The following is a 24,723-nucleotide window of genomic DNA, read 5'->3' on the forward strand; positions in this document are numbered from 1 at the left end:
CGACCGTGACTCAAAGCGAAGCACATACAAGCCCCCGTCCGATGTATTGCGATATATGAGTTGGAAAGAAGCCGCAGAACCAGTACTCACCCGGATGCCGTCGGTGAGGCGTCCGGATGGCCACGTTCCGTTCAAGCGGAAGCTTGGATGGACCGCGGGCGTGTTGGTTCTGTATTTCTTCCTCACGAACGTATTCCTGTACGGGGTCAACATCGGAGGCAACGACGCCTTCGGCCAGTTCCGCTCGATTCTGGCGGGCGGACAAGGGACAGTTTTGCAACTCGGTATCGGTCCGATAGTCACCGCGAGCATCGTCCTCCAATTGCTCGGCGGTGCCGACCTGCTCGGACTCGACACCGACGACCCCCGCGACCAGGTGCTGTATCAGGGTCTGCAGAAGCTGCTGGTGGGCGTGATGATCTGTCTGACCGGTCTGCCGATGGTGTTCGCCGGCGGCTTCCTGCAGGTGGACCAGCAGGTCGCCCAGAGCCTGCCGTTCGGTACGATGGGCGTCAAGTGGCTCATCTTCGCCCAAATCGCGGTCGGCGGCATCCTCGTCCTGTTCATGGACGAGATAATCAGCAAGTGGGGCGTCGGCTCCGGTATCGGGCTGTTCATCATCGCAGGAGTCAGCCAGAAGCTGCTCGGCGGCCTGTTCGCGTGGCCGAGCCTTCCGGGTCAGACCGGTCTCGTCCCGACGTGGATCGGCCTGATCACCGGTAGTGCCGAAAACGCGCCGTCCCTGCTGACCGGGAGCGGGATTCAGTATCTCATGCTCAACGGTGGCGGAATCCTCGCGCTCGTCACGACGGTCCTCATCTTCGCAATCGTCGTGTACGCCGAGAGCGTCCGGGTCGAGATTCCGCTGAGCCACGCCCGCGTCAAGGGCGCTCGCGGTCGGTTCCCCGTGAAGCTCATCTACGCCAGCGTCCTGCCGATGATTCTCGTCCGGGCGCTGCAGGCCAACATCCAGTTCCTCGGCCGCATCCTCTACAGCCAACTCGGCGCGGGCGGGATGCCCAACTGGCTCGGGACGTACTCGGGCGGCTCGCCGACCGGCGGGCTGTTCTACTACCTCGCGCCGATTCAGGCGCGCGGGCAGTGGATGTGGTGGACCGGGACGGTCGGCCAAGAGCCGTGGCAGGTCCTCATTCGGGTCCTCATCGACCTGACGTTCATGGTCGTCGGCGGTGCCATCTTCGCGGTCTTCTGGGTGGAGACCACCGACATGGGTCCGGAAGCGACCGCCGAGCAGATTCAGAACTCCGGGATGCAGATTCCCGGCTTCCGCCAGAACACGGGCGTCATCGAGAAGGTCATGGAGCGCTACATCCCGCAGGTGACGGTCATCGGCGGCGCATTGGTCGGCCTGCTGGCCGTGCTGGCGAACATGCTCGGCACCATCGGTGGCGTCTCCGGGACCGGCCTGCTGCTGACAGTCTCCATCACGTACAAGCTATACGAGGAGATCGCCGAAGAGCAGTTGATGGAGATGCACCCGATGATGCGCGAGATGTTCGGCGGATAGACCGTACGAAACCTCGTCGCCGTCTTCTCGTCGTCGATTCTGTTTTCGCTCGCTACGTGACCGGAACGTCCCACGAGCGCACGCTCCCTCGGTAGTCGAAGCCATCTCCCGTCCGTTGACCGGACGTAGGCCGACGGGAGCCGAAACGCGCCGGACCGTTCGACGGACGCGGGGGCAAGAGCTTCTTTTGCGCTCGCGGCCGTCTACGACTTCATGCCCGAATTCGATATCATCGTCCTCGGCGGGGGGACCGGCAACGTCGTGGCGTCGGCCGCGGCCGAGGAGGGGTTGGACGTGGCGCTGGTCGAGCGCGACAAACTCGGCGGTACTTGCCTGAACCGCGGCTGTAACCCGTCGAAGAAGCTCATCCACCGAGCGGACGTAGTCGAGACAGTCCGGCGGGCCGACGCGCTGGGCGTAGAGGCCAGCGTCGAGAGCGTCGCGTTCGCCGACATCGTGGACGACGTGACCGAGAAGATAACCGCGGCGGCCGAGGCGAAGGCCGAGGACGCCCGCGAGAACGAGAACATCGCGTTCTATCAGACCGAAGGTCGGTTCGTCGGCGAGCGAACCGTCGAGGTGGACTCGACGGACGGCGTCGCGGTCGGTGACTGCGACGACGGCGACTCCGCAGAACTCACCAGCGAGCGAATCGTCCTCGCCGGCGGTTCCCGACCGACGGTTCCCGACTCCATCGACGGCACCGACGAGGTGGACTTCCTGACGAGCGCCGACGCGCTCCGCCTCCGGGAGCGCCCCGACCGCCTCGTCGTGGTGGGCGGCGGGTACATCGCGGCCGAGATGAGCCACTTCTTCGACGCGATGGGGACCGAGGTGGTCGTCGTCGGTCACGGCGACGTGCTGGTGGACCGCGAGGACCCCGAGATAGCCGAGTTCCTGACCGACGCCTACGCCGAGCGACACGAGGTCCACACCGGCTACGAGGTGACCGAACTGGCCGAAGACGGGACCGAAGCGGGTGAGGGTGCGAGAGTCGTCCGCGCTGAGTCCGAGGACGGCGAGGAGATAGCGGTCCGCGGCGACGAGATACTGGTCGCGACCGGTCGCCGGCCGAACTCGGACGCGTGGAACGTCGCGGCCGCGGGCATCGACACCGACGAGAAGGGGTTCGTGGAGACCGACGAACACCTCGAAACCTCGGTGGACGGAGTGTGGGCAATCGGGGACATCGCGGGCAATTACATGTTCAAGCACTCGGGCGACAAGGAGGCGGAGTACGCGGTCCGCAACGCTGTCCGGGGAGAGAGCGCGCAGGTCGAGTACCCCGGCATGGCCCACGCCATATTCGGGTCGCCGCAGGTGGGCAGTCTGGGGAAGACCGAGGACGAACTCGACCGCGACGACTACGAGGTGGGGACCTTCGAGTACGACCGGACCGCGCTCGGGTCGGCGCTCGAAACGGGCGGGTTCGCCAAGGCCGTCACGGCCCCGGACGGCGAGATTCTGGGATTCCACATCGTCGGCCCTCACGCCTCGATGCTGATTCACGAGGTCGCCACCGCAGTCGCTGCGGGGGCCGACGCCGACGACGTGGCCGAGACCATCCACGTCCACCCGGCGCTCTCGGAGGTCGTGCAGGGCGCGTTCCGGGAGGTCCGAGGCCACCCGCCGACCGGCATCTGAGGCCCGGCGGTGTACGGCGGGTTCTACCTCCTGCTGTCGCTGTCCCAGTTCGCGGCCCCGATTCACCCGCGGCCTCGGCGGTCCCCCGAGCGGACGCCGAACCGACGAACGACCGCCTATATTCGGTGGAGACGCGCCGTCCAGAACTCCCGGAAGGCGTCCGATAGGGCGTCCTCCGGGTCGCCGGTCGCGTCCACCGCGCTCGTCGCGTCGGCGCGGTCCTCGAACTCCCCGAGGAGCGTGCGCTGGCCGACGACGAAGAGGCGGTCGGCCGACGACTCGGCCAGCGCCGCGTCGATGGCGGCCTCGCACTTCTCGAGGTGTTCGTCTATCTGGGCGTCGCGGCGGCGCTCGAACCGGCCCTGCGAGAAGCCGCCCTTCGAGTGGTCGCCCTTCACGTCGCTCTCGAACCCCTCGAAGGCGACTCGGTCGCGGCCGTCGTAGGTGCCGACCGCGAACAGGTCCGACCGGACCAGCGCGAGCGCGAACTCGCCGGTCGGCAGGAACCACTCGCGGTCGATTCGGAAGCCGTCGCTCCACTCGGCGAAGGTGTCGGGCGCGACCGGCGGGACGAGCGCCGCGCTCACGAGGCCCGCGTCGTCGGTGACCGCGAGGCAGGGCCGCGCGCGGGCGACCAGTCCGGCCCGGTCGCCGAACGCGTCCTCGACCTCGTCGGGCAGTCCGGCGTCCCCGTCGCCGACCATCGCGGTCAGCGCGCCCTCGGGGTCGGTCTCGACGGATTCGAGCCGCGACAGGACCTCGGCGAGGCGGTCGCCCCGGACGGTCTCGACCCCGCGGAACTCGAGGCCGGCCTCGTCGGACTCGGTGCGCTCGACCCGGTCTTCTAACTCCTCGATGCGGTCCTCCAGCCGGTTGACCCGCTGTTCGGCCTCTTGGCGGGCGGTCGCGGCCTCGGACCGCCGCTCCTGTTCGGCCTCCAACTGGCGTTCGAGGTGGCGCTTCTCGTCTTCGAGGTCGGCGATGCGCTCTTTCAACTCCGCGCGACCGAGCAGCTGGTCGAGCATTCGCCGTGACAAGTGGCCGGAGACGCCTTGTAGCTTCTGCTTGGGTGTCGCGTAGCGGTCTTTGGAACGAATTTCATTTCCTAGACGCCACTGTGGGTTTCTTTCGCATTTCTCTACGATGCCGAGTCGTCCGCTCGCCTTCGACTCGCTCGAACCGCGGCCGCACATAGATATTCGCCCGGCCCGGACGCGACGCGCGGCCGCCCTGTCGCCCGTTCCTCCGCCACCAATCTATATAGTTTAGGGTGTTAAATATATACTTCCTGCGCTACGCTTATCAGCCTCAGGCGGGTACGTTCGACCAATGACAGAGGGAAGTGGAGTCCGAAAGCTTCGACCCGCCGCGCCTGAACCGACCGGTTCCGACCACATCGACGCCGAGTGGGCCGAACTGAGTTCCCGTGCAGAACCGGCCACGCTCGCGCGGTTCGCCGCACCGCGCGCGGCGACCCGAACCACGCTGGCGGTGTTCTCCGACCCGCACCTCTCGACCGCGAAGGAGGGGACGTGGAAGGCCTTCCACCGGACCGAGGCCCGCCTCCGGGCCGCGGTCGCCGACGCCAACGCCCGCGGAGTGGACGGCGTCGTCGTCGCGGGCGACCTGACCGAGGACGGCCGCCCCGAGGACTTCGACGCCGCCGCCGACGTGCTGGCCGGCCTCGACGCGCCCTTCGTCGCGGTGCCGGGCAACCACGACGTGCCGAAGGCGTTCGACGACCACGACACCCCGCCCGTGAGCGAGTTCGAAGCGCGCTTCGCGCCCCACTCGTTCCCCTACCGGACCGAACTCGGCGGTGTAGACGTGCTGGGCCTGAACTCAGCGTCCGCGCCCGACGGCGAACTCGACGCGACCCACGACGGCGCTATCTCCGAGGACCAACTCGCGTGGCTCGAATCGACGCTCCCCGAGACCGACGCCGCGCTCGTGGTCTCGCACCACAACCCGCCGGGTCTCGAATCCCACCTCGCCGACGGCCACTACGCGCCCCACCCGCCGGTCGGCGACGCGCCCGCGTTCGTGGACGTCCTCGCCGACCACGACGCCCTCCACCTCTCGGGACACGTCCACCTGCCCGCGGCCATCTCGGGAGACATCCGAGGACTCGTCTGCCCCGCCCTCTCGTCGTTCCCGCAGGCGTACGTCCTCGCGGAGGTCGGACCCGAGGGAACGACGCTCCGACTAGTCCCGGTCGCCGACCCCGAGGGCGTCGCGGAGGCCCACGACCTCGCTGTCGGTCGCTCCGACCGGAGCGCCGACATCGCCGCGACGGTCGAGAGCCAACTCGCGGACCTGCCGCTGGTGGACGAGCGGTAAGCCGCAAAACAGGCCACCGTTCGAGTCAGTCCCTCTTCTCGTCGTCCGATACGTCGCCGGTCCTCGGCACGTCGTCTCCTCGCGCGTCGTCGGTTCGCTGCGCGCCGTCAGTCCCCAGTGCGTCGTCCGTCCCCCACGCGTCGCCGTTCTCGGGCGGACGATTCCCGCCAGCGACCCCGCCGTCGTATCGCTCGCGTCCGAAGAACCCGCGGAGCGCCATCGTCGTGCCGACGTAGGAGGCGGCGACGAGGACGACGAATCCGAACAATAGTTCGAGGACCATCACCATCGTTCCGACCACTCCACCCCCGCGAATGTAAACTCGGCGAAAAGAGGCCGCGGGAGAACCGTCGGAGGCTATCGGCCGTCAGTCGGCCGTGACGGGAGTTCGGCTCTGCTCGCCGGCCATCTCCACCACGTCGTCGAAGAAACCGAGCGTGTCGTGCGGGCCGGGGTTCGCCTCGGGGTGGTACTGGCGGGTCAGGACCTGCAGGTCGTCGCTCTCCAGTCCCTCGGCGGTGTCGTCGTTGACGTTGACCTGCGTCACGTCGAGTTCCGGGCCGGGTTCGGCGACGGTGTAGCCGTGGTTCTGAGTGGTCATGACGACCTTGTCGCTCCGGAGGTCCCGGACGGGTTGGTTGACCCCGCGGTGGCCGAACGCCATCTTCTCGGTGGTGCCGCCGAGCGCGCGGGCGACTATCTGTTGGCCGAGACAGATGCCCGCCAGCGGAACCTCGCCGACGAACTCCGAGACCAGCGCCTCGGCGGCTTCGAAGTTCGCGGGGTCGCCGGGACCGTTGGAGACGAACAGGACGTCGGGGTCGAGGTCGGCGACTTCGGCCGGCGTCACGTCGTAGGGCAGGACGTGGACCGTCGCGTCGCGTTCGAGCAGCGACTCCACGATGGACCCCTTCGCGCCGCAGTCGACGAGCGCGACATCCGGGCCGTCGCCGCCCTCGTAGGTCGTCTGGCTCGAGACGCTGACCTGCGCGCCAATGTCCGTGTGGTCGCTCATCCCCGGACAGTCCGCGAGCGCGTCCTTCGCCTTCTCGGGCGAGGCGTCGGGTCCGGCCGAGATGCCGCACTTCATCGCGCCGCCCTCTCGAATCTGGCCGACGAGGTCGCGCGTGTCGAGTTTGTCCACCGCGGGGACGCCCTCGCTTTCGAGCCACGAGGCGACGTCGTCGGTGAGTTCTCGCGCGACGACCGCGCGCGGGTGGACTCGCTCGTCCTCGAAGCGCTCCTCTCGGACGCCGTAGTTGCCGATGAGGGGGTAGGAGAACGTGAGTACCTGCTCCTCGTAGGAGGGGTCGGTCAGGCTCTCTTCGTACCCGGTGTACGCGGTCGTGAATACCAGTTCGCCGTGGGACGTGCCCGGAGCGCGACAGCGCGCCTCCACGACGCTGCCGCCTTCCAGTGCGACGTATGCGGCCGACATTACGAGATTCATACGAAACCCGGCCGTATAAACCTTGCTTTCGTAGTGAGATTACGAATTTCGTAATCATCAAGTGAGGTCCGCGTCTACTGTCGCATCTCCATGGACGAACTCGACCGCGAAATCCTGAGCATCCTCCGCCGAGACGCTCGAAAACCGTACACGGAGATCGCCGAAGAGGTGGGTACCTCGGAGGGAACGGTGCGCAACCGCGTCGAGCGCATGACCGACGACGGCGTCATCGAGCGGTTCACCATCGCCACCCAGACCGGCAACGTGAAGGCGATGATAGAACTCGACGTGGCGGTGGACGTCAACACCTCGGACCTCGGCGAGCGAGTAGCCGACTGGGAGCAGGTGGACTTCGTCTGGCAGGTCTCGGGCGAGGAGGACATCGTGCTGGTCGTGGACGCCGCCGACACCCAGAGCGTGAATCAACTGATAACGAGAGCCCGCGAGTTGGAGGAGGTCGTGAACACGAAGACGCGACTGATTCTCGACGAGAAACTGGGGTGACGCTTCGGCAGGTCCGCCGACTCCGATTACGAAAAACGAATCCGGTCGAAACGGAACCTCGGACCCGAGGTTTCGAACGTCGGAGTTCTCCGCGCGCGGCCCGTCGGCGGACCCCGCCTCGCCGACGCGTCACTTCGGCGGTTCGCCGACGCCCGGCGTCTCCAGCCACTCGGGGTTCTGGAGTCCTCCCTTCTCCTCGTGGACCCGCCGGTAGAGCGTCCGGAGCGCGCGATTGAACGGACCGCGGTGGACCCGGGGCCTGACCCGACCCTCGCGGATGGCCGCGACGACCGACTCGGGCGTGAGTTCGTCGGCCTCGATTTCGGTGTAGGCCCGTCCGACCTCGACGGGGTAGTGGGCGTCGCTCCCGCCGACCAGCGGCAGGTCGTGGCGGTCGGCGAGTTCCCGGACCCACTCCTCGGTCCGGGGGTGTTTGCCGTTGACCTCGATGGCGTCGAAGTCCGCCTCCACCTCCCGGACGGTGCTGTTGCGGTACGGATGGGCGACGATGGCCGCGCACCCGCGGTCGTGGGCGAGTTCGACCGCCTCCTCGGGCGAGAGGTCGCCCGGTTCGGTCCGGGTCGGCGGGTCCGGGCCGACCACGAGGACGTGACCGTGGGTCGTCGTGACCTCGATGCCGGGAATCGTCGCCGCGAACGGTCCGGTCGAGTCCGGTCCGTCGCCGAGGTCGAACGAGCGATAGTAGTCGTGGTTGGTCAGCGCCACTCCGTCGAGTCCCCGCATCCGCGCGGCCCCCGCCAACAGTCGGACCCCCAGCGGGTCGTAGTGCTCCGCGACCCGCCCGTGCCCGTGGAAGAATCGCGTGTGGGCGTGCAAATCGACTGCGTACACGCGGAAACGTAATAGCCGGTAGACCTTTGGCTTTCTGCCCCGAACAACGTGTCGTATGGCCGATATTCGGGGGGCGCTCGCGGGCGGGAGCGTGGGGGAAAACGCCGTCTCGGGCGACCGACTCGTCGCCGACGGCGGCGTACCCGGCGACCGGATACTCGTTCTCAATCCGGTCAGCGGAAACGGAGACCACCGCGAGCGCGTCCGGACGCTGGCCGACCGGGCCGGGTTCACGGTGATAGAATCCCGGGCGAGCGGCGAGGCCGTCGAGTTCGGTCGACTCGCGGCCGAGGCCGGGGCCGACCTCGTGGCCGCGGCGGGCGGCGACGGGACGGTGAACGAGGTGGCCCGCGGTCTCGCCGCCGCCGACGCCTTCGACGCGGTGACGTTCGGCGTCGTCCCGACCGGGACGGGCAACAACTTCGCGGGGAACCTCGGCATCGAGGGCGTCGAACACGCCTTCGAGGTCCTCGCGAACGGCGAGCGTCGGCGCATCGACGTGGCGACCGCCGAGGAGGACGCGGCGGACCGGGAGGGCTCTGAACTCTTCTTGAACTCCTGCATCGCGGGCCTGACCGCGGAGGCCAGCGCCTCGACCTCGCCGGAGTTGAAGGACCGACTCGGGATGCTGGCCTACGTCGTCACCGGTCTCCGGACGGTCCGGGAGTTCGACGCGCTCCCGCTGGCGGTCGAGGCGGCCTGCCCTGACGCCGAGCGGACGTGGTCGGGCGAAGCGGTGATGGTCCTCGTGGGCAACGCCCGCCGGTTCCCCGCCGAGGGGCGCTCGCAGGCCAACTGCGAGGACGGTCTGCTCGAAGTGACCATCATCGAGCGCACGCCACCGTCGAACCTGCTTCAGGAGGCCGCGGTCCACCGCCTGTTCGGCGACGAGACCGAACACGTCACGAACGTTCGCGCCTCGGAGTTGCGGGTGGACGTGCGCCGCGACGAACCGGTCGGGTTCAGTTTCGACGGCGAGACCGCCGAGTACGAGGCGCTGACGATGGAGACGGGAGAACGGTCGCTGGAGATTCCGGTCGGCGAGAGCTACGACCCCGACCCCGAGTGAGTCAGGTCGGCCGAGCGGGCCGCTCGGAGTCAGGTTTCGAGTCGATACCGGTACGGCGACGACCGGATGACGGTCACGTCGCCGCGGCGGGCGCGCCGACCGAGGACGGTAGCGACGCGGTGGGCGCTCTCGAACGACTCGCCGCGGGCTTCGAGCAACCGGAGGATTTCGCGCGCGGTCAACGGCTGGTCGGCGTCAGCCTCGGCGAGGACGGTCCGAATGAGGTCGTACTCCCTCGCACGCTGGGCCATGTGTATGTTCTTTCGTGTGGGATGCTGTCACTTAACGCTCAGTCAGACGAGCGTCTGACGCTCTCCCGAAGTCGGCCCAAATCGCTCCGAGTCCTCCGAATCGGCCCAAAACCTATACCGCGGAGCCGGAATGAAACACACATGACACGTAAAGCGACGCTGCTCGCGGTGTCCGGGGCGGGGCTGACGGTCGCGGCACTCGTCGCGGTCGGCGGTGCGGGCGTCGCCGTCTTCCTCTTTTTCGCGGCAGGACTCCTGCTGGCCGCGCTGTTCGGGGAGGCCGGGACGAGTCCGGCCCCGGAAGGAGCAGGTCCGTCCCCGGAAGGCGACGGCGGCGACGGCATGGGCGAGACGCTGGAGTACGCCGAGCAGGACGGCTCGCCGACCCAGCGCGGCCGCTCGGTCGATTGGGGGTCGGTCGCGCTGGCCTACGTCGCCGGTCTCTGTCTGTCGAGCGTCGGCGCACTGATAGCCATCGCGCTCTCCTGAGCTACTGCGAGAATAATCCTACACCGCTTGGTCGTGGGGCCCGGAGAAGTCCCGTTCGCGGCGGTACTGCTCGACGAACTCCTCGATGTCGAAATCGAGCATGTCGTCCTCGAACTGGGCCATCGCGTCGTCGTCCTCTGCGTGGCTGACGGCGTGTTCCATCAGTTCCACGAGGAGTTCGACCACGATTTCGTGGAGTTGCCGCGAGTCGAAGTCGGTCACCCAGACCAGTGCGTAGCCCACGTCTTGGTCCTCTTCGACGTTCTCGCTGGCGACTTCGTCGGGGAACTCCTCCAGCACGACGCCCATGATGTGGGCGGTGCCGAACTCGCCGAGGTCGTCGTCGGTGTCGATGGTCGCCCGGAGGACGTTCACGAGGAACTCCGGGACGAACCGGGAGGGCGGATGCACGTCGGTCACGACGGCGTGGGTACTCCCGCAGTCGCACTCGTACTCGCGCATGCCCATGTCGAGGTCGTGGACGTGGACCGACTCGCCGCACGGGAGGTCGATTTCGGCACCCCGACCGCCCGGAACGCGCGGTTCTGCCATGCGACTCGCTTGGAGTTTCGGGCGTTTAAAGACCGCGACTCGGTCGGAGAAGTCGAATCGAGTCACTCGGGACGGGACGCCGACCGGTCACCGGAGGTGGCGGTCGAGACGCGCCGGCGTTCAGGGCCAGTCGTCGCGCTGGTCTTCCTCGCTCGACTCGTCTTCCTCTTCGACTTCCTCGGCCAGTTGCCACTCGGCGGCCTCGGCGGCCTCGGTCACGTCGAGGAACTCCCACTCGTGGTCCTCGGCGAGGGTACGGTCGTCGTCGGTCGTGCCCACGAAGACGTGACGGTCGGTGTCGAACTGCTCGCGGACGCTTTCGAGGCTCTCGCCTTTCCCCTTCGGGCCGGAGAAGAAGTCCTGTCGGATGCGGTTCTTCCGGGTGAAGTTGGTCACGACGTAGGTGGGCTTGTCCGAGACCACGCCGACGTACTTGCTCCACCTGCGAGCGTCGTCGAACACCGCGCCGGGTTCCGCCAACTCCTCCAGCGCCGAGAGTTCGAAGGCGAGGGTCATCTCGCCGCTTCCGTTCATACCTCCTTCTCGGCCCGTGGCGGGCAAAACGGCTTCGGTACGGAGTCACCCGTTGGGGAGACTCGGCGGGCGAGTCCGGGTCGACGCGTCGCTCCGTGGTAGTCGCACCCGGACCCGAGAAACCAATCAGACGAGTTCGACCCGCAGATACTCCGAGAACACGACGGACGGTTCGTCGGCTAACTCCGAAGCGACTTCGGGCGTGACCGCGACAGAACCGCCGTCGCGGTGGTCGGCGAGCAACTGCTGGACCTCCTCGGACAGTTCGTCGAAGTGACGAACCGGCGCGCTCGCCGGCAGAGTCGTCGCGGGGCGGACGCGGACGGTGCGTCCGTCGCTCTCGGTTCCGGAAATCGTGTTCGAGGCCATTGTGCTATACGGTACCATATACCTTGGGGTATGTTAAACTTTCTGGTGGTCGGAACTTACAGGTCGGCGCGGTAGATATTCCGGGCGCGTAGCAGGTGGAAAAGGAAATCGGACGGAAACGGTGCGGCGGCGTCCGGCGGCGGTGGGACGTCGCGGCGGTTGGCGACTCGCGAACGGGGTTCAGAAGCGGTAGCCTTCGTCCTCGTCGCCGAGCGAGCGCTCGGTGGTCTCCATCATCTCGTCGGCGAACTCCATCTCGTCGCGGGTGTCGCTCTCCATCGTGGTCTGGTACTCCTTGATACCGAGCGAGAGAATCTCTTCGAGGGCCTCTTGGCGGTCCACGAACTCCTCCTGAGTGACCAACTGGTCGATCTGCATGTCCACGTCGTCCGACAGGGAGATTTCGAGTTGGGGCATGTACGTCGGGTAACGGTTCCACCTACAACAACGTTGGGGACTGTCCCGTCTCTTCCGATACCCAGCGGCGACCAATGCTTTGGGCGTCGAAACCGACACTCGGGACATGGCCAGCGTAGACACCCATCTCCGTGAACTCGCGGCGCTCGCCGACGAGAAACTCGACGAGAGAACCGGGTCCGCGCCGGAGGACCACGAGTACCGCGAGGCGTTCGAGGCGATGCGCGCTCTCGGCGGCGAGTCGGCGGTCGACCGACTCGCCGAGGATCTGAAACGGTCAGTTCGGAAGTCCGAGACCCTGCCCCAAGAACAGTCGGTGCGGTCGCTCGGCCGAGACATCTGCGACGAAAACGGAATCTCGATTCCGGCCGACTCGTGGTTCGCGCGGTGAGCGCCCTCGCTCGGTAGCGGCGTTCGGACCCCGTCGGTCGGGGTTACTGTTCCTGCGCAATCGCCAGCTCTTCGGGGTCGAAGTCCTTCTCCAGCAGAATCTCCTTCTGGTCGGCGACTTCGGCCTCCTGCCGGATGAGGTCCTTGTAGCGGCCCTGCGGAGCGATGTCGCCGATGAGGACGCCGCCGATGAGTTTGCCGTCTTTGAAGGCGAGTCGCCGCCACTCGGTGTCGCTGTACTTGCGCTCGCACTCGTCGTCGCCCAGCGTCGGGAAGCCGAAGCTGAGGAACGGGAAGTCGAAGTGGGTGATGGAGTACGACGACACCCAGCGGAACGCCTCCTCCTCGCCGTCTGCGACCATGTTCTTCGCGGCGACTTGGCCCTGCTCTTTCGCGCTGCCCCACGACCCGTTCTGGGCGTACTCGTCGAGGATGGTGTCGTAGTACCGGGTGATGTCACCGGCCGCGTAGATGTCCTCGACGCTGGTCTGCATGTACTCGTCCACGACGATGCCGCTGTCCTCCTCGATGCCCGCGCCCTGGAGGTACTCGGTGTTGAAGTTGAGGCCGATGGCGACGCCCACGAAGTCGCTGTCGTACTCCTCGCCGTTGGCGTCGATGGTCGAGACGACGTGACCGTCGTCGTCGGTCTCGAAGCCCTCGACGCCGCTTTCGAGGACCGGTTCGACGCCCTTCTCTTCAAGGGCGTCGTGGATGATCTCCGCGCCGTCGAGACTCAGGCCGTAGCGCCACCAGCGGTTGCCCCGCATGATGTACTTGGCGTCGACCTCTTGGGCGGCACAGACCGCCGCGAGGTCGATGCCCAGCAGGCCCGCGCCGACGACGACGCCGGTGTCGGCCTCGTCGGCGTGTTCCTGAATCTTCCGGGCGTCCTGGAACGTCCAGAAGTGGTGGATGCCCTCGGCGTCGCTGTTGTCCACCGGAAGCTGAGTCGGCGTCCCGCCCGTCGCGACCAGCAGTTTGTCGTACTCGAACGTGCCGCTGTCGTGGGTGTGGACCTCGTGAGCGTCGGGGTCCACGCTCGTCACGAACGTGTTGAGTTCGAGGTCGATGTCCCGCTCGGCGTACCAGTCCTCTTCGTGGATGGAGATGGGCGCTTCGGGGAGTTTTCCTTTGGCGAATTCTTTGATGAGGATGCGGTTGTACAGCGCCTCACCTTCGTCTGTGATGACGGATACGTCGGCTTCCGGGTCCTCCTCGCGGATGGTCTCCGCAGCGGAACTACCCGCAATCCCGTCACCGATTATCACGTACGACTCGCTCATGGCCGAATCTTCATCTTCGGGGTTAAAGTGGGTTGCTATCTCCAAATCGTGCGAGAGGCTCACGAACAGACGAACTTTTGGGCGTCGCGTCCCAACCGCCGCACGATGAAGATAAACCAGAACGTCCGCCACTTCGCTTCGCGGAAGGCGCTGGAACTCCCGGTCGTCTCCGACCTCGTGAAGTCGAAGCTCGTGGACCTCCACACGCGCATCTTCCTCGAGAAGGCCGACGAGACCCACCGCGACGACCGCGAGGAGCGCCTCGACGCCTTCTTCGACGCGACGATGGACACCTACCTCGCGGCGCTCCAGCAGGGCGCGCCCGAGGCCGAGGCCCGCGAAATCACCCACATTCAGGCCAACTTCGACTTCTACAACCACGGCTGGACCGAGATGATGGAGTTCCCGAGCGACGAACTCGACGACCACTACGACCGCTACCGGGAGTTCTTCGAGCGCCACGGCATCGCCATCGAAGACCCGCTCGGAGAGTTCGCGCCGGCGGGCGGCATCCCGGACGCGCCCTCGACGCCCGAGAAGTTGGATGAACCCGAACACCCCTACGCCGAGGGCGGGTTCGCCGACGACGTGTACGTCGAAGACGAGGAGGGCAACGTCCACGTCGGCGGTCAGGACGAACCCGCGGACGTGAGCGTGACGGACGCGCCCGGCGTCAGTGACGAGGACGCCGAAGCGTAGCGGTAGCTACTCGTTCCGCGACGTTCGGTGAATCCGGAAAAATCGGCTTCGCGTCGATTACGGCGACGGGACGGTCTCGTCTCGATTACCGCGAGCGGGTCGTCACTGCTCGCTCTCGTCGTCGCTCGACGCCTCGTCCACTTTGTCTTCGGCCTTCTCCTCGGCCTCCTCCGCGGTGTCGGCGGCCTCTTCGATTTCCTCGGAGGCCATCTCTCCGCCCTCTTGGACGCGGTCGGCCGCCATCTCCCCGCCTTCACGCACTCGGTCGGCGGCCTGGTCGGTGACCGCCTCGCCGGTCTCCTGAATCCGGTCGGCCGCCTCACCGGTGGCCGACTCGGTCCGCTGGGCGACTTCGCCCGAGCGCATCTCGGTCTCTTCGGCGACCTCTCGGGCGCGGTCGGTCGCTTTGTCGACGGCCTCGCCGACCGACCCGGAGCGCTTTCGCAGCACGTAGCCGAGTCCCACGACCGCGCCGACGAGGAACAGCTTCGTGAGGGCGCCGCGTCCGCTTCCGCCGCCTCCGCGACCCTCGGCGCGTCCGCTGCTCCCTCGACCGCTTTCGATGCGTCCGCTACTGCTGTCTCCGACGCCCTTCTTCATCGCGTCTTTCGTCGCCGATTTGAGCGTCTGCTCGGCGGCGCTCTCGACGGCGCTGGGCATCCCGCCGCGGCCCCTCCTCGCCCAATCGAAGACTGCGCGGAGGTCCACGAGCAGGAACGGCCGAACGACGCCCTCGGACCCGGACGAGCCTCCGGACTCCGACTCCTCCATCATCACCTCGAACGCCTCCATCAACGAACTACTTCGGCGACTGTCGGTTCGTTTCGCTCCCCCTTCTTGGGTCTCCTGTGATAGAATGCGGCTCATTGTTCTCCCCGGGTAACGATACGTGAAAATCGCGGAAAAGTATTCTGGGCCATTCCGGCGGCGTGGCGGTTCTTCTCGGCCGATTCCGCTTGGAACGTTCGCGCCAGTCGCCGACCCCGCCGGCCCGCAGGACCGTTTACCTCCGAACGACTCCGTCCGCCGGCGGGGCACCGGTCGGGACCTACTCCGGACTGACGACCCGCTTTCGGCCCGCGATTCGGTCCGCGCACTCGTAGCCCGCGACGATGCCGCCGTTCAGACTTCGCTCGGGGTACTGGGCGCGACTCGCCATCCCGGCGTAGTAGAGTCCGTCCGCGACCTCTTCGGAGAGGTCGTAGGGAATCACCATGTCGAGGTAGCCCCGCTCGTAGATGGGTGCCGCGCGGGGGTTCTTCGCGAGTCGGAACTCCGTCACGTGCGAGCGGTCCCACTCGGGGAACATCTCCTCGACGTGGCCGAGCCAGAGGTCCCGAACCTCGTCTTCGTCCATCTGCCAGAGGTCCTCCTCGTAGTCCTGAATGTAGCTGGCGACGTACAGCAGGTGGTCGCCGCCGTAGTTCTCGGGCGGCATGTAGTTGGTGTGTTCTACGAGTGCGCCGAACGGCGCTTCGTCGCCGATGTTGAGCCAGTAGGTGTCGGTCAGTTGCTCGTCCATCGTCACGAGCGCGCAGACCGCGCCTTGGAAGTCGATATCGCATTCGTAGCCGCAGAGGTCTTCGAGGACGTTCGGCATCGCCGCGACCACCACGTCGTCCACTTCGTGCGTCTCGGTAGCGGTGCCGGTCGCGGCCGTCTCGACGCCGCCGTCGGCTTCGGCGGCTTTGCCCTCCGCAGCGGCGGTTCCGGGGTCTTCGACGGCGACGGTCATCTCGCTGACCTCGCCGTCGTCGAGGTCGAGGTCGGTCACGCGGGCGTTCGTCGTGATGTTCTCCTCGCCGACCGCTTCGACCAGCGCGTCGAGCAGGCGGCCGAACCCGCCTTCGAGGTACCCGAGCGGTTCGCCCTTCAGAATGTCGCGCTCGCCGCGGAACTTGATGCGGCCGAGCAGCCACGCCGCGCTCACGTCGTGCTTGCGGTCGCCGAACTTCCCATCGAGCAGCGGGTCGAAGAAGTTCTCGTAGACGTTCCGAGTCGTGTGGTCGACGGCGAACTCCTCGACCGACTGGTCGTCGAACTTCTCGAGGCTCTCGTACGTGTCGAACTTCGGGATGCCGCCGCGCACGTCCACGTCGAGCGTGAGCATCCCGAGTCGGAACTTGTCGTAGACGCTCAGGGGTGGGAACGCCAGAATCTCCCACGGCTTGTCCATGGGATACACCGTCCCGTCGGTGTAGTAGGCGTTCTTCCCGATGGGCCACTGCAGGTCGTCTTCCAACCCCAACTCCTCGATGAGGTCCACGATGGTCTCCTCGGTCGCCGAGAGGTGGTGGTAGAACTTCTCGATGGGGTCGCCCGCGGTCTCGTAGACCGCCGCGAGACCGCCGACCTGATCGCTGGCTTCGAATACCTGCACGTCGTGGCCGTGCTGCTGGAGGCGGTAGGCGGTCGCGAGCCCCGCGATTCCCCCTCCGACGACACCTTTCATACCACTCCTTTCGCCGCGACCCGGCAAAGGTCTTGTTGAAGCCGCCGGATTGTCGGTCGATGGACACGTCCCGCCCGTTTCGGAAACCACAACCGTTCCTCGGAGTCGGACTACTCCCACAGAAACCAACGCGGACGCGAACATCCGCTCCCGCCCGCAACTACCGCCCGGCCACGTTCAGGCACCCTTTTTCCGCCCCGTCTCGTACCCCGGCGTATGACTCGATTCGACGCCGCGGCCGCCGAGGAGCGCCAGAAACTGTTCGCGGACGGCATTGTCGCCCACCGCGAGCGCGCGAGCCCGTTCGTCACGTTCGAGGCCGACGCCGACGCGTCCGGGGCGGACGACGAGGACGGAGCGACCGACAGCGCGGAAACCGGGAGCGACGACGCCGACCCCGAAACCGGCGACGACGCCGAACAGGCCCCGCCGTGGATTCAGTTCGGCGACGGAACGCTCAACCTCGACTGCACCGACGACGAGTTGGACGACCTCAAGTCGCTGCTCGGGGAGTTCCCGGCGTTCAAGATAGACGACCTCACCCGCCCGGAGGAGGCCGAGGGCGTCAACGTCCGGGTGTCCGCGCTGGCCGACCCCAACCGGGTGGCTCAGTGCGTCGAGCGCGTCTTTCGCGAGGTGTACGACCGACCCGAATCGTTCCGGGCGTGGGTCACTGCGGTGTAGGCCCCTCCAACAGCTTTATTTTTCAAGGTCGGTCTTTAGTCACCAATGAGTATCGCCGAGGACATGTGCGCGATTACGCTAAACCATGCGGGCGAGAGACTCCGATACTTCGCCCGCACGGACCCCGACGACGGTGACCGCGACGAGGTCGAAGTCCTCCACCTCCGCGACGACCTCGACTGGACGGACCGCCGCCAGCGCGAGGTCGAGTCCGAACTCCTCGAACTCGTGGCCAGCGAGAGCTACGAGCAACTGATGGGTGCCGACAACGTCAACCAGATAATCAAGGTCGCCGACACGAAGATTCTGTTCACCGGGTTCGTGGACGACGAGGTGGTGGTCGCCGCCTTCAAGCGCGGCATCCTCCCCGTTCTGCCGACGGTCGTGGACGACTTCCGGGAGTACATGTCCGAGCGCGACGTGTCGTTCATCTCGCTCGACGCCTGAGCGGTCGCTCGACGCGCCGGTCGACGCTTCTCAGTCCATCTGGATGTACGTCCGGGTCGTCCCCACGCTCTCGACTTCGTGTATCCCCGCGGTGACTATCTTCTGCAAGTCCCGAACCGTCTCGGCCTCGATTTCGGCGATGACGTCGAAGTCCCCGGCGACGATGTGGGCCTCCGTGACGCCCGACAGGTCCCGAATTTCCCCGACCACGTCCTCCGACGCTCCCGTCCCCGTGATGATGGCGGTGTACGCGCGAACCATACCCCGGATACGACGACCGCCACGAAAGCGTTGGTGCCGGCGGCGAGGGGCGCCTGCCACACGAGGTTTCCGTCGGGAGGTGGAACTCGGACCCATGAGTCTCGTCGCGGAGTTCTCGGTTCCGGCCGACGATTTCGCACTCGCAGACGCGCTCGCGGCGGTTCCGGAGATTCGAATCGAAGTCGAACGCCTCGCGACCCACAGCAGGGAGTGGGTGATGCCGTTCGTGTGGGCGTCGGGCGGCGACCTCGACGCGTTCGAGTCGGCGCTGGCCGACGACGAGACGGTCGCCGACGTGGCGACGCTCGACCGACTCGACGGGGGCGCGTTGTTCATGATAGAGTGGGCCGACCCCGTCCAGTCGCTGGTGGACTCGATGGTGGACCGCCACGCCATCGTTCAAGAGGCGGTCGCGGACCGCGAGTGGTTCCTCAAACTCCGGTTCTCCGACGAGCAACACCTCTCGTCGTTCCGCGACCACTTCGAGTCGAACTTCGAACTCCACCGGAAGTACCGGCCCGAGGAACCCAGACAGGGCGAGTTCGGCCTGACGCCCCACCAGCGCGAGACGCTGGTGGTGGCCTCGGAACTGGGGTACTTCTCCGTCCCGCGCGGGGCGACGGCCGAGGACATCGCCGACGAACTCGACATCTCGGCGAACTCGGTCTCCCAGCGACTCCGGCGCGCGCACGACGCGCTGGTCCGAAACACGCTGTTAATCGACGGCCGCGACCGGTCCCGCTAATAGGTTGCATTAATATTAATGCCGTGCCCTTACACCGGCGTTCTGTCAACTACCGGGGCGATGAGAGCGCCGCCACAGGAACGACGCGTAGTTACGACGAGGGGTCGCCCGACACGGGTGGGTGTGTCTACGGAACGATGGGGGTAGTCACCGCATTCGAAATCGAGGTTCCGGCGTCGACGCTCGCGCTGGCCGAGACCTTCGAGCGCGCGCCGGACGCCACGGTCCAGTTGGAGCAGACGGTCGGCGGCCCCGACGGACGCGACACCGTGTCCGCGTGGATTTCGGGGGTCGAGGACGACCGTCCCGCCGACCTGCTCCGGGAGGACTCGACCGTCACGGAGGTCCACCGACTCGGCGGGGACGGCGACGCCGAACTCCTCGAACTCCGGTTCGAGGAGCCCATCTGCCGGTTCGCCGACACGATATTCGAGCGCGGCGGCACGATACTCCGCGCGACCGCCGAAGACGGCGTCTGGCGCATGCAGTTGCGGTTCGCGGACAGCGACGACGTGGCCGAGGCGTTCGACGACGAGTTCACCAGCGAGTTCGACGCGACGATTACGCGCCTGTACGGGTCGAACGACGCCCCGACGGTGGACACCGGATTGACCGACAAACAGCGACGGGCGCTCGACGCCGCGTTCGACATGGGCTACTACGAGATTCCGCGAGCGGTGGACCTCCGGCGCGTCGGCGAGCGCCTCGGCATCTCTCGGCAGGCGGTCTCCGAGCGACTCCGCCGGGGTCACGAACTGCTGGTCGCGGACCTGTTCGGCGAGCGGAGCGAGTGAAACCCAGTCGAGCAAGACTGAGACGAACGAAACGGAGTCGAGCGGCACCGAGACGTGCGGGCGATTCGAGGAGCGCCGACGCGGGGGTTCAGGACCGCCAGTACGCCGGGGTCAGCAGGACCAGCACCGGCAGGATTTCGAGTCGCCCGATCCACATCAGGAACACCATGAATAGCTTCGTCGTCGACGGGAACGGGATGTAGCTGTTCATCGGACCGACGATTCCGAACCCCGGTCCGACGTTGCCGAGGGTCGCCGCGACCGCGCTCATCGCGTCGAGCGCGACTAAGTCGAGTCCGACGCGGGCCGCGTCGAAGTAGACCAGCATCGTGGCGGCGAAGAAGATGAGCAGGTACAGCAGGGTGAACGCGTAGATGCCCCGGACCGCGCGCTCGTCAAGCGCCCGGCCGCCGAGTCGGACCGGCCGGACCGCCTCGGGGTGGACCGTGGTGAACAGTTCGCGCTTGACCGACCGGAGGATGACCAGCCAGCGCACGATTTTGACCGCCCCGCCGGTCGACCCCGCCGACCCGCCGACGAACAGGATGACGAACAGCACGTACTGGGCCGGACTTCCCCACGTGTTGAAGTCCATGCTGGCGTACCCCGTCGTGGTGACGAGCGAGACGACCTGAAACACCGCGTGGCGGACCGACTTCTCCAGATTGCCGGCGAGCGGGCCGATAGTCGGCGTCTCGGCCATCCCTTCGCCGGTGAACAGCAGAACTGCGACTATCGCGGAGAAGACCGCCAGCACGCCGACGTAGAACCGGAACTCGTTGTCCTCGCCGAACGCCTCGATTTCGCCGTTGAACGCGTGCCAGAACAGCGCGAAGTTGGTGCCCGCCGCGACCATGAACGGGATGATGAGCCACTGGACGGCCGCCGAGAAGTATTCGATGCTCCGGGCGGCCGGGGAGAACCCGCCGGTCGGCATCGTCGTCAGTCCGTGGGCGACCGCCTGGTACGGGGTCATGTTCGGTGCGACCCCCGAGAGGTGGAGACCGAACAGCAGGACGACTTCGAGCGCGGTGATGGCGATGTACAGCTTCCAGAGCGCCCGGGCGGTCTCGGCGATGCGGGGCGTGAGCTTCGTGATGCCCGGCCCGGGAGCCTCGGCGTCCATCAGTTGCGCGCCGCCGACCGTGAGTTCCGGCAGGATGGCGACCGCCAGCACGACGATACCCATGCCGCCGAGCCACTGGGTCTGCTGGCGCCACATCATTAGCGCCCGCGAGTGCTTCTCGAAGCCGATGTTCCCCATGACGGTCGCTCCCGTGGTCGTGAAGCCGCTCATCGACTCGAACAGGGCGTTGACCGGTTGGCCGACCGTTCCCTCGCCCGCGATGACGTAGGGCGCGGCCCCGATTATCGACACCGCGAGCCACGTCAGCGCGACCATCAGGAACCCCTCGCGGGCCCCGAGGTCGGGGTCGTCGTCCAACCGTTCGAGACCCCAACCGACCCCGACCGCCAGCGCCATCGACGCGGCGAACGTCGTCACGCCGTCGCCGTAGAAGACCGCCAGCGCGAACGGGAACGCCATCGCCACCGCCAGCCACTTGACGACGGTGCCGACGAGGCTGGTACTCGCCCGCCAATCGACGCGCAGGTTCATCGACGACCCACCTGCCGTTCGACCCGTCGTGGCTCGATTCGGCGTCGCTCGACCCGTCGCCGACTCGCTCGTCGCGCCATGGCTACGCCCGCGCCCCCATCATAGCCGTTCGGAGACTACTTCGAGCGCGTCTCGGCCGACGAACGCCACGACGTGGTCGCCCGGTTCGATGACGGTGTCGCCCCGCGGAACGACGAACTCCTCGTCGCGGGTGATGGCCCCGACGACGAACTCCTCGGGCAGGTCGGCGACCGCCTCGCTGATGGGTCGGCCGACCAGAATCGAGTCGGCGTCCACCTCGACTTCGAGGACCTCCGCCCTGTCGTTCTCGATGAGCGCGACGTTCTCGGTGTGGAGTTCGCGCGTGAACCGGGTTATCTCCTCGGCGGTGACCTCCCGGGGGTTGACGCCCACGTCCACGCCGACCGTCTCGAAGACGTCCACGTACTCGCCGCTCTCGACCACCGCGACGGTCCGGCGCGCGCCGAGTTGCTTGGCCAGCACCGAGACCAGCAGGTTCCGCTCGTCGCTGTCGAGGGCCGCGACGACGGCGTCGGCCTCGTCGACGTGTTCGCGCGCGAGGAACTCGGCGTCGGTCGGGTCGTTCTCCATGACGACCGTGTCGGGCAACTCCTCGGCGAGGGTCCGAGCGCGCTCGGGGTCCTGCTCGACGAGTCGCGGGTGGAGACCCCGCTCTTCGAGGAGTCTGGCGGTGTGGTAGCCGATTTCGCTCCCGCCGATGATGACCAAGTCCTCGTTCCGGGAGGGCGTCTCGCCGGGCGCGATTTCGCGGGCGAACGCCTGCACGCTCCCCGGACTCCCGATGACGACGACCTTGTCGTCGGCCCTGATGACCGTCTCGCCGCCCGGAATCTCCACGTCGCCGTTCCGGATGAGAGCGGCGAACGTCAGCGAGTCGAACCGGTCGGCCTCTCGGACCGTCTGGTCGGCGAGCGGACTCTCCGTGCCGACCTCGAACTCCGCCATCTGGACCCGACCGCCCGCGAACGGGTCCACGTCGCGGGCCGCGGGGAGGCCGATGACGCGAACGATGTCCTCGGCGGTCAGCAGGTTCGTACAGACCATGAAGTCGACGCCGAACGCCTGCCGGTTCTCGGCGTGCTGCCACGTTTCGAGGTAGTCGACGTTCTTGACCCGCGCGATGGTGAACGGGTCGTCGACGGTCTTGGCCGTCCCGCAGGCGACCAGATTCGTCTCGTCGTCGTTCGTGCTAGCGATTATCATGTCGGCCCGTTCGACGCCCGCCTCCCGAAGAGTGGCGAGCGAGGTGCCGTCGCCCTCGATGGCGAGAACGTCGAGCGAGTAGGTCAGCGCGTCCACTCGCTCGCCGTCTACGTCCACGACGACGACCTCGTGAGCGTCCGCCAGACTCGCCGCGATGGAGGAACCGACCTCACCCGCGCCGATGATGATGACGTGCATCAGTAGCCTCCCTCATTCTTGCCCGTTTTTACGAGGCCCACCGTATCACTATTTTCATTCGGAGACGTGTGCCGGCAGATTCCGGGCGAGTCGCACGGGCGGCGAGACAGCTACGGAAACATTTCGCGTATCTCTTTATCGGTATTAGAAACATGTAGTTGTGTATCGGCAATCGCCTGCGGTGTGGTCCGGTCGAGACGGTCCGGAGCGTCACCCGAGGGACCGACTGCGAGACCCCGCTCGCTCGCCTTGGCCCGTCTACGCGACCCGCTTGGCGACCGAGGTCGGAAGCCGAAGCGTCTCGCCGTTCACCACGAGATTGTCGTAGTACACGTCCAGCGTCGCCGGGTTCACGGCGTCGCCGTGGCCGACGCCGACTCGGACGAGGCGGGCGTCCGCGCCGAAGCGCGCGACCACGTCGCCGAAGTTCCGGCCGTCGTAGCCCGATTCGAGGTCGGTGTACTCGAACCAGTTGCCGCCCGCGAGACGGGCGGCCACGTCGAAGGTCCGCCACGACTCGCTCGGCGGGTCGCTCCCGTCGTCGCTCGTCAGGTACATCCCGTGTCGCCCGTCGGCGTTCTCGACCACCAGAAACGTCTCGTCGGGCGCGAGGCCGCCGCTCGACTCGTCCGGGTTGACGTTGTTCGGACCCTCGTAGTAGTCGTAGCGGAGGCCGCTCAGACTCCCCAGCGTCGGTTCGGCGCTCGGCGCGACTATCGACGCCGCGTAATCGACCGTCGAGTTACCGCTCGACGTGACGTGAATCGGGTTCGGATGAGAGTCGTCCCCCACGGCCGACCCGCTCTCGACCGTCGCGGTGTACGACCCGTCGCCGTTGAGGTCGAACAGCGTGACCCCCGGCGGAAGCTCCGTGTTCACCTGCTGGAGCGCCGCCTCGACCGCCGGAGTCGCGTCGTTCGCGCCTCGCGCGTTCGATTCGCTGCCCTCGGCCGCCCCGCTCTCGACGACCGCCCCGCTCCCGACCGCACCCACCGCCGCGGCGGCCGTCCATCGGAGGACCGCCCGTCGCTCCCGGTTCATGACGACTGACACGACGCCCACCGGTTTATGTCTACTTCCCGATTCTCCCGTCGGTCCGGCGGCGAACAGCGACTCCGAGTCACGGTCTCAGTCACCGCCGAGGTGAAGCGTCACTTCGAGCGGCCCGTCGGCGCGGTCGAACGCGAGCGACCCCGAGTACCGGAAGTCGTCGCGCGCCTCGCCGCCGACCGCGCCCCGAACTGCGTTGCCGTCGATGTCGTCGCTCTCGTCCGCGAGGTCGCCCTTCTCGACGCGGCCGCTCACGCGGAACTTGTACTCGACCGTCTCGCCCCGCGCTCGAATCGTGACGGTGTTCGGCAGTTTCGGCTCGTCTCCCGTCGTGTCCTCGAAGAGTTCGCCGTCCACGAACACCTTCCCCGGCCCGTCGAGTTGCAGGTCGGTCGGGTCGCCGGTGAACAGCCAACTGTCGCACCGGCCGTCGCTCACCGCACCGCGACCGGTGTTCCCGTCCACGAGTTCGTCCCAGTCGTCGGTCTCGTAGGTCCCGCCGCGCTTCACTCGGCCGCTGACGCTGACCTCGTAGGAGAACGTCTCCTCGCCCGCCGCGCAGAAGGTGATTTCGCGCCACCCGGTCGCGCCCGCGATCCCGGCGACCCCGGCACCCGCGAGGCCCGCGGCCGCCGTCCCCTTCAACAGCGTCCGACGGTCGAGGCTCCCGGCCGAGGCCGTCCGTCGGTCGCCGTCTCGCTCCGGCGTCGGTTGTCCGTCCCTCTCGGAGGTCGATTCTCCGCCCTGCTCGGGCGTCGGTTCTCCGCCGCTCGGTCGGTTGGTCATTGCTCGCACACCCCGGTCCAATCTCTGGAGCGCGACCGGTATCAACCCGGACGCTCCTCAAGTCGGATT

At 67.1% G+C, this 24,723-nt stretch carries 29 protein-coding genes; 12 read left to right on the forward strand and 17 right to left on the reverse strand.

Going from position 1 to position 24,723, the window contains the following annotated elements:
* Window positions 1-55: 55 nt before the first annotated feature.
* Window positions 56-1,528 carry a preprotein translocase subunit SecY gene (secY, locus tag M0R89_RS02905; protein WP_248651067.1) on the forward strand — a complete coding sequence of 491 codons (1,473 nt, stop codon included), beginning with the start codon at window positions 56-58 and terminating at the stop codon, window positions 1,526-1,528.
* A gap of 213 nt (window positions 1,529-1,741) precedes the next feature.
* Window positions 1,742-3,172 carry a dihydrolipoyl dehydrogenase family protein gene (locus tag M0R89_RS02910; protein ID WP_248651068.1) on the forward strand — a complete coding sequence of 477 codons (1,431 nt, stop codon included), beginning with the start codon at window positions 1,742-1,744 and terminating at the stop codon, window positions 3,170-3,172.
* A 116-nt stretch (window positions 3,173-3,288) separates the two neighbouring features.
* Here M0R89_RS02910 and M0R89_RS02915 read toward each other — a convergent pair whose 3' ends face one another.
* The gene (locus M0R89_RS02915) at window positions 3,289-4,197 is read right to left on the reverse strand and encodes a Vms1/Ankzf1 family peptidyl-tRNA hydrolase (protein ID WP_248651069.1); all 909 of its coding nucleotides are present in this window, start codon (window positions 4,195-4,197) and stop codon (window positions 3,289-3,291) included.
* A gap of 304 nt (window positions 4,198-4,501) precedes the next feature.
* On the opposite strand from M0R89_RS02915, the gene M0R89_RS02920 reads away from it, so the two are divergent.
* Window positions 4,502-5,512 (forward strand): metallophosphoesterase family protein, encoded by a 1,011-nt coding sequence (locus M0R89_RS02920; protein WP_248651070.1) that lies wholly within the window; start codon window positions 4,502-4,504, stop codon window positions 5,510-5,512.
* Window positions 5,513-5,537: 25 nt separating this feature from the next.
* Here M0R89_RS02920 and M0R89_RS02925 read toward each other — a convergent pair whose 3' ends face one another.
* Complete coding sequence (locus tag M0R89_RS02925) at window positions 5,538-5,801, reverse strand: hypothetical protein (protein ID WP_248651071.1); 264 nt, start codon at window positions 5,799-5,801, stop codon at window positions 5,538-5,540.
* Between the two features lie 78 nt (window positions 5,802-5,879).
* Window positions 5,880-6,950 (reverse strand): glutamine-hydrolyzing carbamoyl-phosphate synthase small subunit, encoded by a 1,071-nt coding sequence (gene carA, locus M0R89_RS02930; protein ID WP_248651072.1) that lies wholly within the window; start codon window positions 6,948-6,950, stop codon window positions 5,880-5,882.
* Between the two features lie 102 nt (window positions 6,951-7,052).
* On the opposite strand from carA, the gene M0R89_RS02935 reads away from it, so the two are divergent.
* Window positions 7,053-7,466, forward strand: a complete 414-nt coding sequence (locus tag M0R89_RS02935; protein WP_248651073.1) for an Lrp/AsnC family transcriptional regulator — start codon at window positions 7,053-7,055, stop codon at window positions 7,464-7,466.
* A 129-nt stretch (window positions 7,467-7,595) separates the two neighbouring features.
* On the opposite strand, the gene M0R89_RS02940 is transcribed toward M0R89_RS02935, so the two are convergent.
* Window positions 7,596-8,318: a CehA/McbA family metallohydrolase gene (locus M0R89_RS02940; RefSeq protein ID WP_248651074.1), complete on the reverse strand. Its 723-nt coding sequence runs from the start codon at window positions 8,316-8,318 to the stop codon at window positions 7,596-7,598.
* A gap of 55 nt (window positions 8,319-8,373) precedes the next feature.
* Between M0R89_RS02940 and M0R89_RS02945 the strand changes: the two genes are divergently transcribed.
* Window positions 8,374-9,387 carry a diacylglycerol/lipid kinase family protein gene (locus M0R89_RS02945; protein ID WP_248651075.1) on the forward strand — a complete coding sequence of 338 codons (1,014 nt, stop codon included), beginning with the start codon at window positions 8,374-8,376 and terminating at the stop codon, window positions 9,385-9,387.
* 29 nt (window positions 9,388-9,416) lie between these two features.
* On the opposite strand, the gene M0R89_RS02950 is transcribed toward M0R89_RS02945, so the two are convergent.
* Window positions 9,417-9,638, reverse strand: a complete 222-nt coding sequence (locus M0R89_RS02950) for a hypothetical protein (protein ID WP_248651076.1) — start codon at window positions 9,636-9,638, stop codon at window positions 9,417-9,419.
* Window positions 9,639-9,779: 141 nt separating this feature from the next.
* Here M0R89_RS02950 and M0R89_RS02955 point away from each other — a divergent pair, with 141 nt between their 5' ends.
* Window positions 9,780-10,127 carry a hypothetical protein gene (locus tag M0R89_RS02955; protein WP_248651077.1) on the forward strand — a complete coding sequence of 116 codons (348 nt, stop codon included), beginning with the start codon at window positions 9,780-9,782 and terminating at the stop codon, window positions 10,125-10,127.
* Window positions 10,128-10,145: 18 nt separating this feature from the next.
* On the opposite strand, the gene M0R89_RS02960 is transcribed toward M0R89_RS02955, so the two are convergent.
* The 4 genes from M0R89_RS02960 to M0R89_RS02975 all read right to left on the reverse strand — a co-directional run bounded on the left by M0R89_RS02960 (window position 10,146) and on the right by M0R89_RS02975 (window position 11,999).
* On the reverse strand, window positions 10,146-10,679 hold the full coding sequence (locus M0R89_RS02960; protein ID WP_248651078.1) for a DUF5815 family protein: 534 nt from the start codon (window positions 10,677-10,679) through the stop codon (window positions 10,146-10,148).
* Window positions 10,680-10,799: 120 nt separating this feature from the next.
* Window positions 10,800-11,213 carry a DUF7124 domain-containing protein gene (locus M0R89_RS02965; protein WP_248651079.1) on the reverse strand — a complete coding sequence of 138 codons (414 nt, stop codon included), beginning with the start codon at window positions 11,211-11,213 and terminating at the stop codon, window positions 10,800-10,802.
* Between the two features lie 126 nt (window positions 11,214-11,339).
* Complete coding sequence (locus M0R89_RS02970) at window positions 11,340-11,582, reverse strand: DUF7979 domain-containing protein (protein ID WP_248651080.1); 243 nt, start codon at window positions 11,580-11,582, stop codon at window positions 11,340-11,342.
* Window positions 11,583-11,762: 180 nt separating this feature from the next.
* Entirely contained in the window at window positions 11,763-11,999 is a 237-nt protein-coding gene (locus tag M0R89_RS02975; protein WP_248651081.1) for a DUF7120 family protein, read from the reverse strand.
* Window positions 12,000-12,105: 106 nt separating this feature from the next.
* Between M0R89_RS02975 and M0R89_RS02980 the strand changes: the two genes are divergently transcribed.
* Window positions 12,106-12,390 carry a hypothetical protein gene (locus tag M0R89_RS02980; protein WP_248651082.1) on the forward strand — a complete coding sequence of 95 codons (285 nt, stop codon included), beginning with the start codon at window positions 12,106-12,108 and terminating at the stop codon, window positions 12,388-12,390.
* A 43-nt stretch (window positions 12,391-12,433) separates the two neighbouring features.
* Here the strand turns inward: M0R89_RS02980 and M0R89_RS02985 are convergent, their stop codons facing one another.
* Window positions 12,434-13,675, reverse strand: coding sequence for an NAD(P)/FAD-dependent oxidoreductase (locus tag M0R89_RS02985; RefSeq protein ID WP_248651083.1), 1,242 nt, complete (start codon window positions 13,673-13,675; stop codon window positions 12,434-12,436).
* Between the two features lie 105 nt (window positions 13,676-13,780).
* Between M0R89_RS02985 and M0R89_RS02990 the strand changes: the two genes are divergently transcribed.
* A complete protein-coding gene (locus M0R89_RS02990; protein ID WP_248651084.1) occupies window positions 13,781-14,374 on the forward strand; it encodes a DUF6149 family protein in 594 nt (197 codons plus the stop codon).
* Between the two features lie 102 nt (window positions 14,375-14,476).
* On the opposite strand, the gene M0R89_RS02995 is transcribed toward M0R89_RS02990, so the two are convergent.
* The gene (locus M0R89_RS02995) at window positions 14,477-15,241 is read right to left on the reverse strand and encodes a hypothetical protein (RefSeq protein ID WP_248651085.1); all 765 of its coding nucleotides are present in this window, start codon (window positions 15,239-15,241) and stop codon (window positions 14,477-14,479) included.
* 181 nt (window positions 15,242-15,422) lie between these two features.
* The gene (locus M0R89_RS03000; protein WP_248651086.1) at window positions 15,423-16,826 is read right to left on the reverse strand and encodes an NAD(P)/FAD-dependent oxidoreductase; all 1,404 of its coding nucleotides are present in this window, start codon (window positions 16,824-16,826) and stop codon (window positions 15,423-15,425) included.
* A gap of 216 nt (window positions 16,827-17,042) precedes the next feature.
* Between M0R89_RS03000 and M0R89_RS03005 the strand changes: the two genes are divergently transcribed.
* The gene (locus M0R89_RS03005; protein ID WP_248651087.1) at window positions 17,043-17,510 is read left to right on the forward strand and encodes a DUF7975 family protein; all 468 of its coding nucleotides are present in this window, start codon (window positions 17,043-17,045) and stop codon (window positions 17,508-17,510) included.
* A 45-nt stretch (window positions 17,511-17,555) separates the two neighbouring features.
* On the forward strand, window positions 17,556-17,957 hold the full coding sequence (locus M0R89_RS03010) for a hypothetical protein (protein ID WP_248651088.1): 402 nt from the start codon (window positions 17,556-17,558) through the stop codon (window positions 17,955-17,957).
* Window positions 17,958-17,987: 30 nt separating this feature from the next.
* Here M0R89_RS03010 and M0R89_RS03015 read toward each other — a convergent pair whose 3' ends face one another.
* Window positions 17,988-18,218 (reverse strand): Lrp/AsnC ligand binding domain-containing protein, encoded by a 231-nt coding sequence (locus M0R89_RS03015; RefSeq protein ID WP_248651089.1) that lies wholly within the window; start codon window positions 18,216-18,218, stop codon window positions 17,988-17,990.
* A 94-nt stretch (window positions 18,219-18,312) separates the two neighbouring features.
* On the opposite strand from M0R89_RS03015, the gene M0R89_RS03020 reads away from it, so the two are divergent.
* Together M0R89_RS03020 and M0R89_RS03025 are read left to right on the forward strand one after the other, a co-directional pair.
* Window positions 18,313-18,963 carry a helix-turn-helix domain-containing protein gene (locus M0R89_RS03020; protein WP_248651090.1) on the forward strand — a complete coding sequence of 217 codons (651 nt, stop codon included), beginning with the start codon at window positions 18,313-18,315 and terminating at the stop codon, window positions 18,961-18,963.
* 137 nt (window positions 18,964-19,100) lie between these two features.
* Window positions 19,101-19,757 carry a helix-turn-helix domain-containing protein gene (locus M0R89_RS03025; protein ID WP_248651091.1) on the forward strand — a complete coding sequence of 219 codons (657 nt, stop codon included), beginning with the start codon at window positions 19,101-19,103 and terminating at the stop codon, window positions 19,755-19,757.
* Window positions 19,758-19,845: 88 nt separating this feature from the next.
* Here the strand turns inward: M0R89_RS03025 and M0R89_RS03030 are convergent, their stop codons facing one another.
* From M0R89_RS03030 to M0R89_RS03045, 4 genes are all read right to left on the reverse strand, one after another.
* Window positions 19,846-21,375, reverse strand: coding sequence for a TrkH family potassium uptake protein (locus M0R89_RS03030; protein WP_248651092.1), 1,530 nt, complete (start codon window positions 21,373-21,375; stop codon window positions 19,846-19,848).
* A 99-nt stretch (window positions 21,376-21,474) separates the two neighbouring features.
* On the reverse strand, window positions 21,475-22,818 hold the full coding sequence (gene trkA, locus M0R89_RS03035) for a Trk system potassium transporter TrkA (protein WP_248651093.1): 1,344 nt from the start codon (window positions 22,816-22,818) through the stop codon (window positions 21,475-21,477).
* A gap of 258 nt (window positions 22,819-23,076) precedes the next feature.
* Window positions 23,077-23,859 carry a hypothetical protein gene (locus M0R89_RS03040; protein ID WP_248651094.1) on the reverse strand — a complete coding sequence of 261 codons (783 nt, stop codon included), beginning with the start codon at window positions 23,857-23,859 and terminating at the stop codon, window positions 23,077-23,079.
* Window positions 23,860-23,946: 87 nt separating this feature from the next.
* Window positions 23,947-24,654: a hypothetical protein gene (locus M0R89_RS03045; protein WP_248651095.1), complete on the reverse strand. Its 708-nt coding sequence runs from the start codon at window positions 24,652-24,654 to the stop codon at window positions 23,947-23,949.
* Between the last annotated feature and the right edge of the window lie 69 nt (window positions 24,655-24,723).

The sequence above is a fragment of the Halorussus limi genome (genome assembly GCF_023238205.1).
GTDB lineage: Archaea > Halobacteriota > Halobacteria > Halobacteriales > Haladaptataceae > Halorussus > Halorussus limi.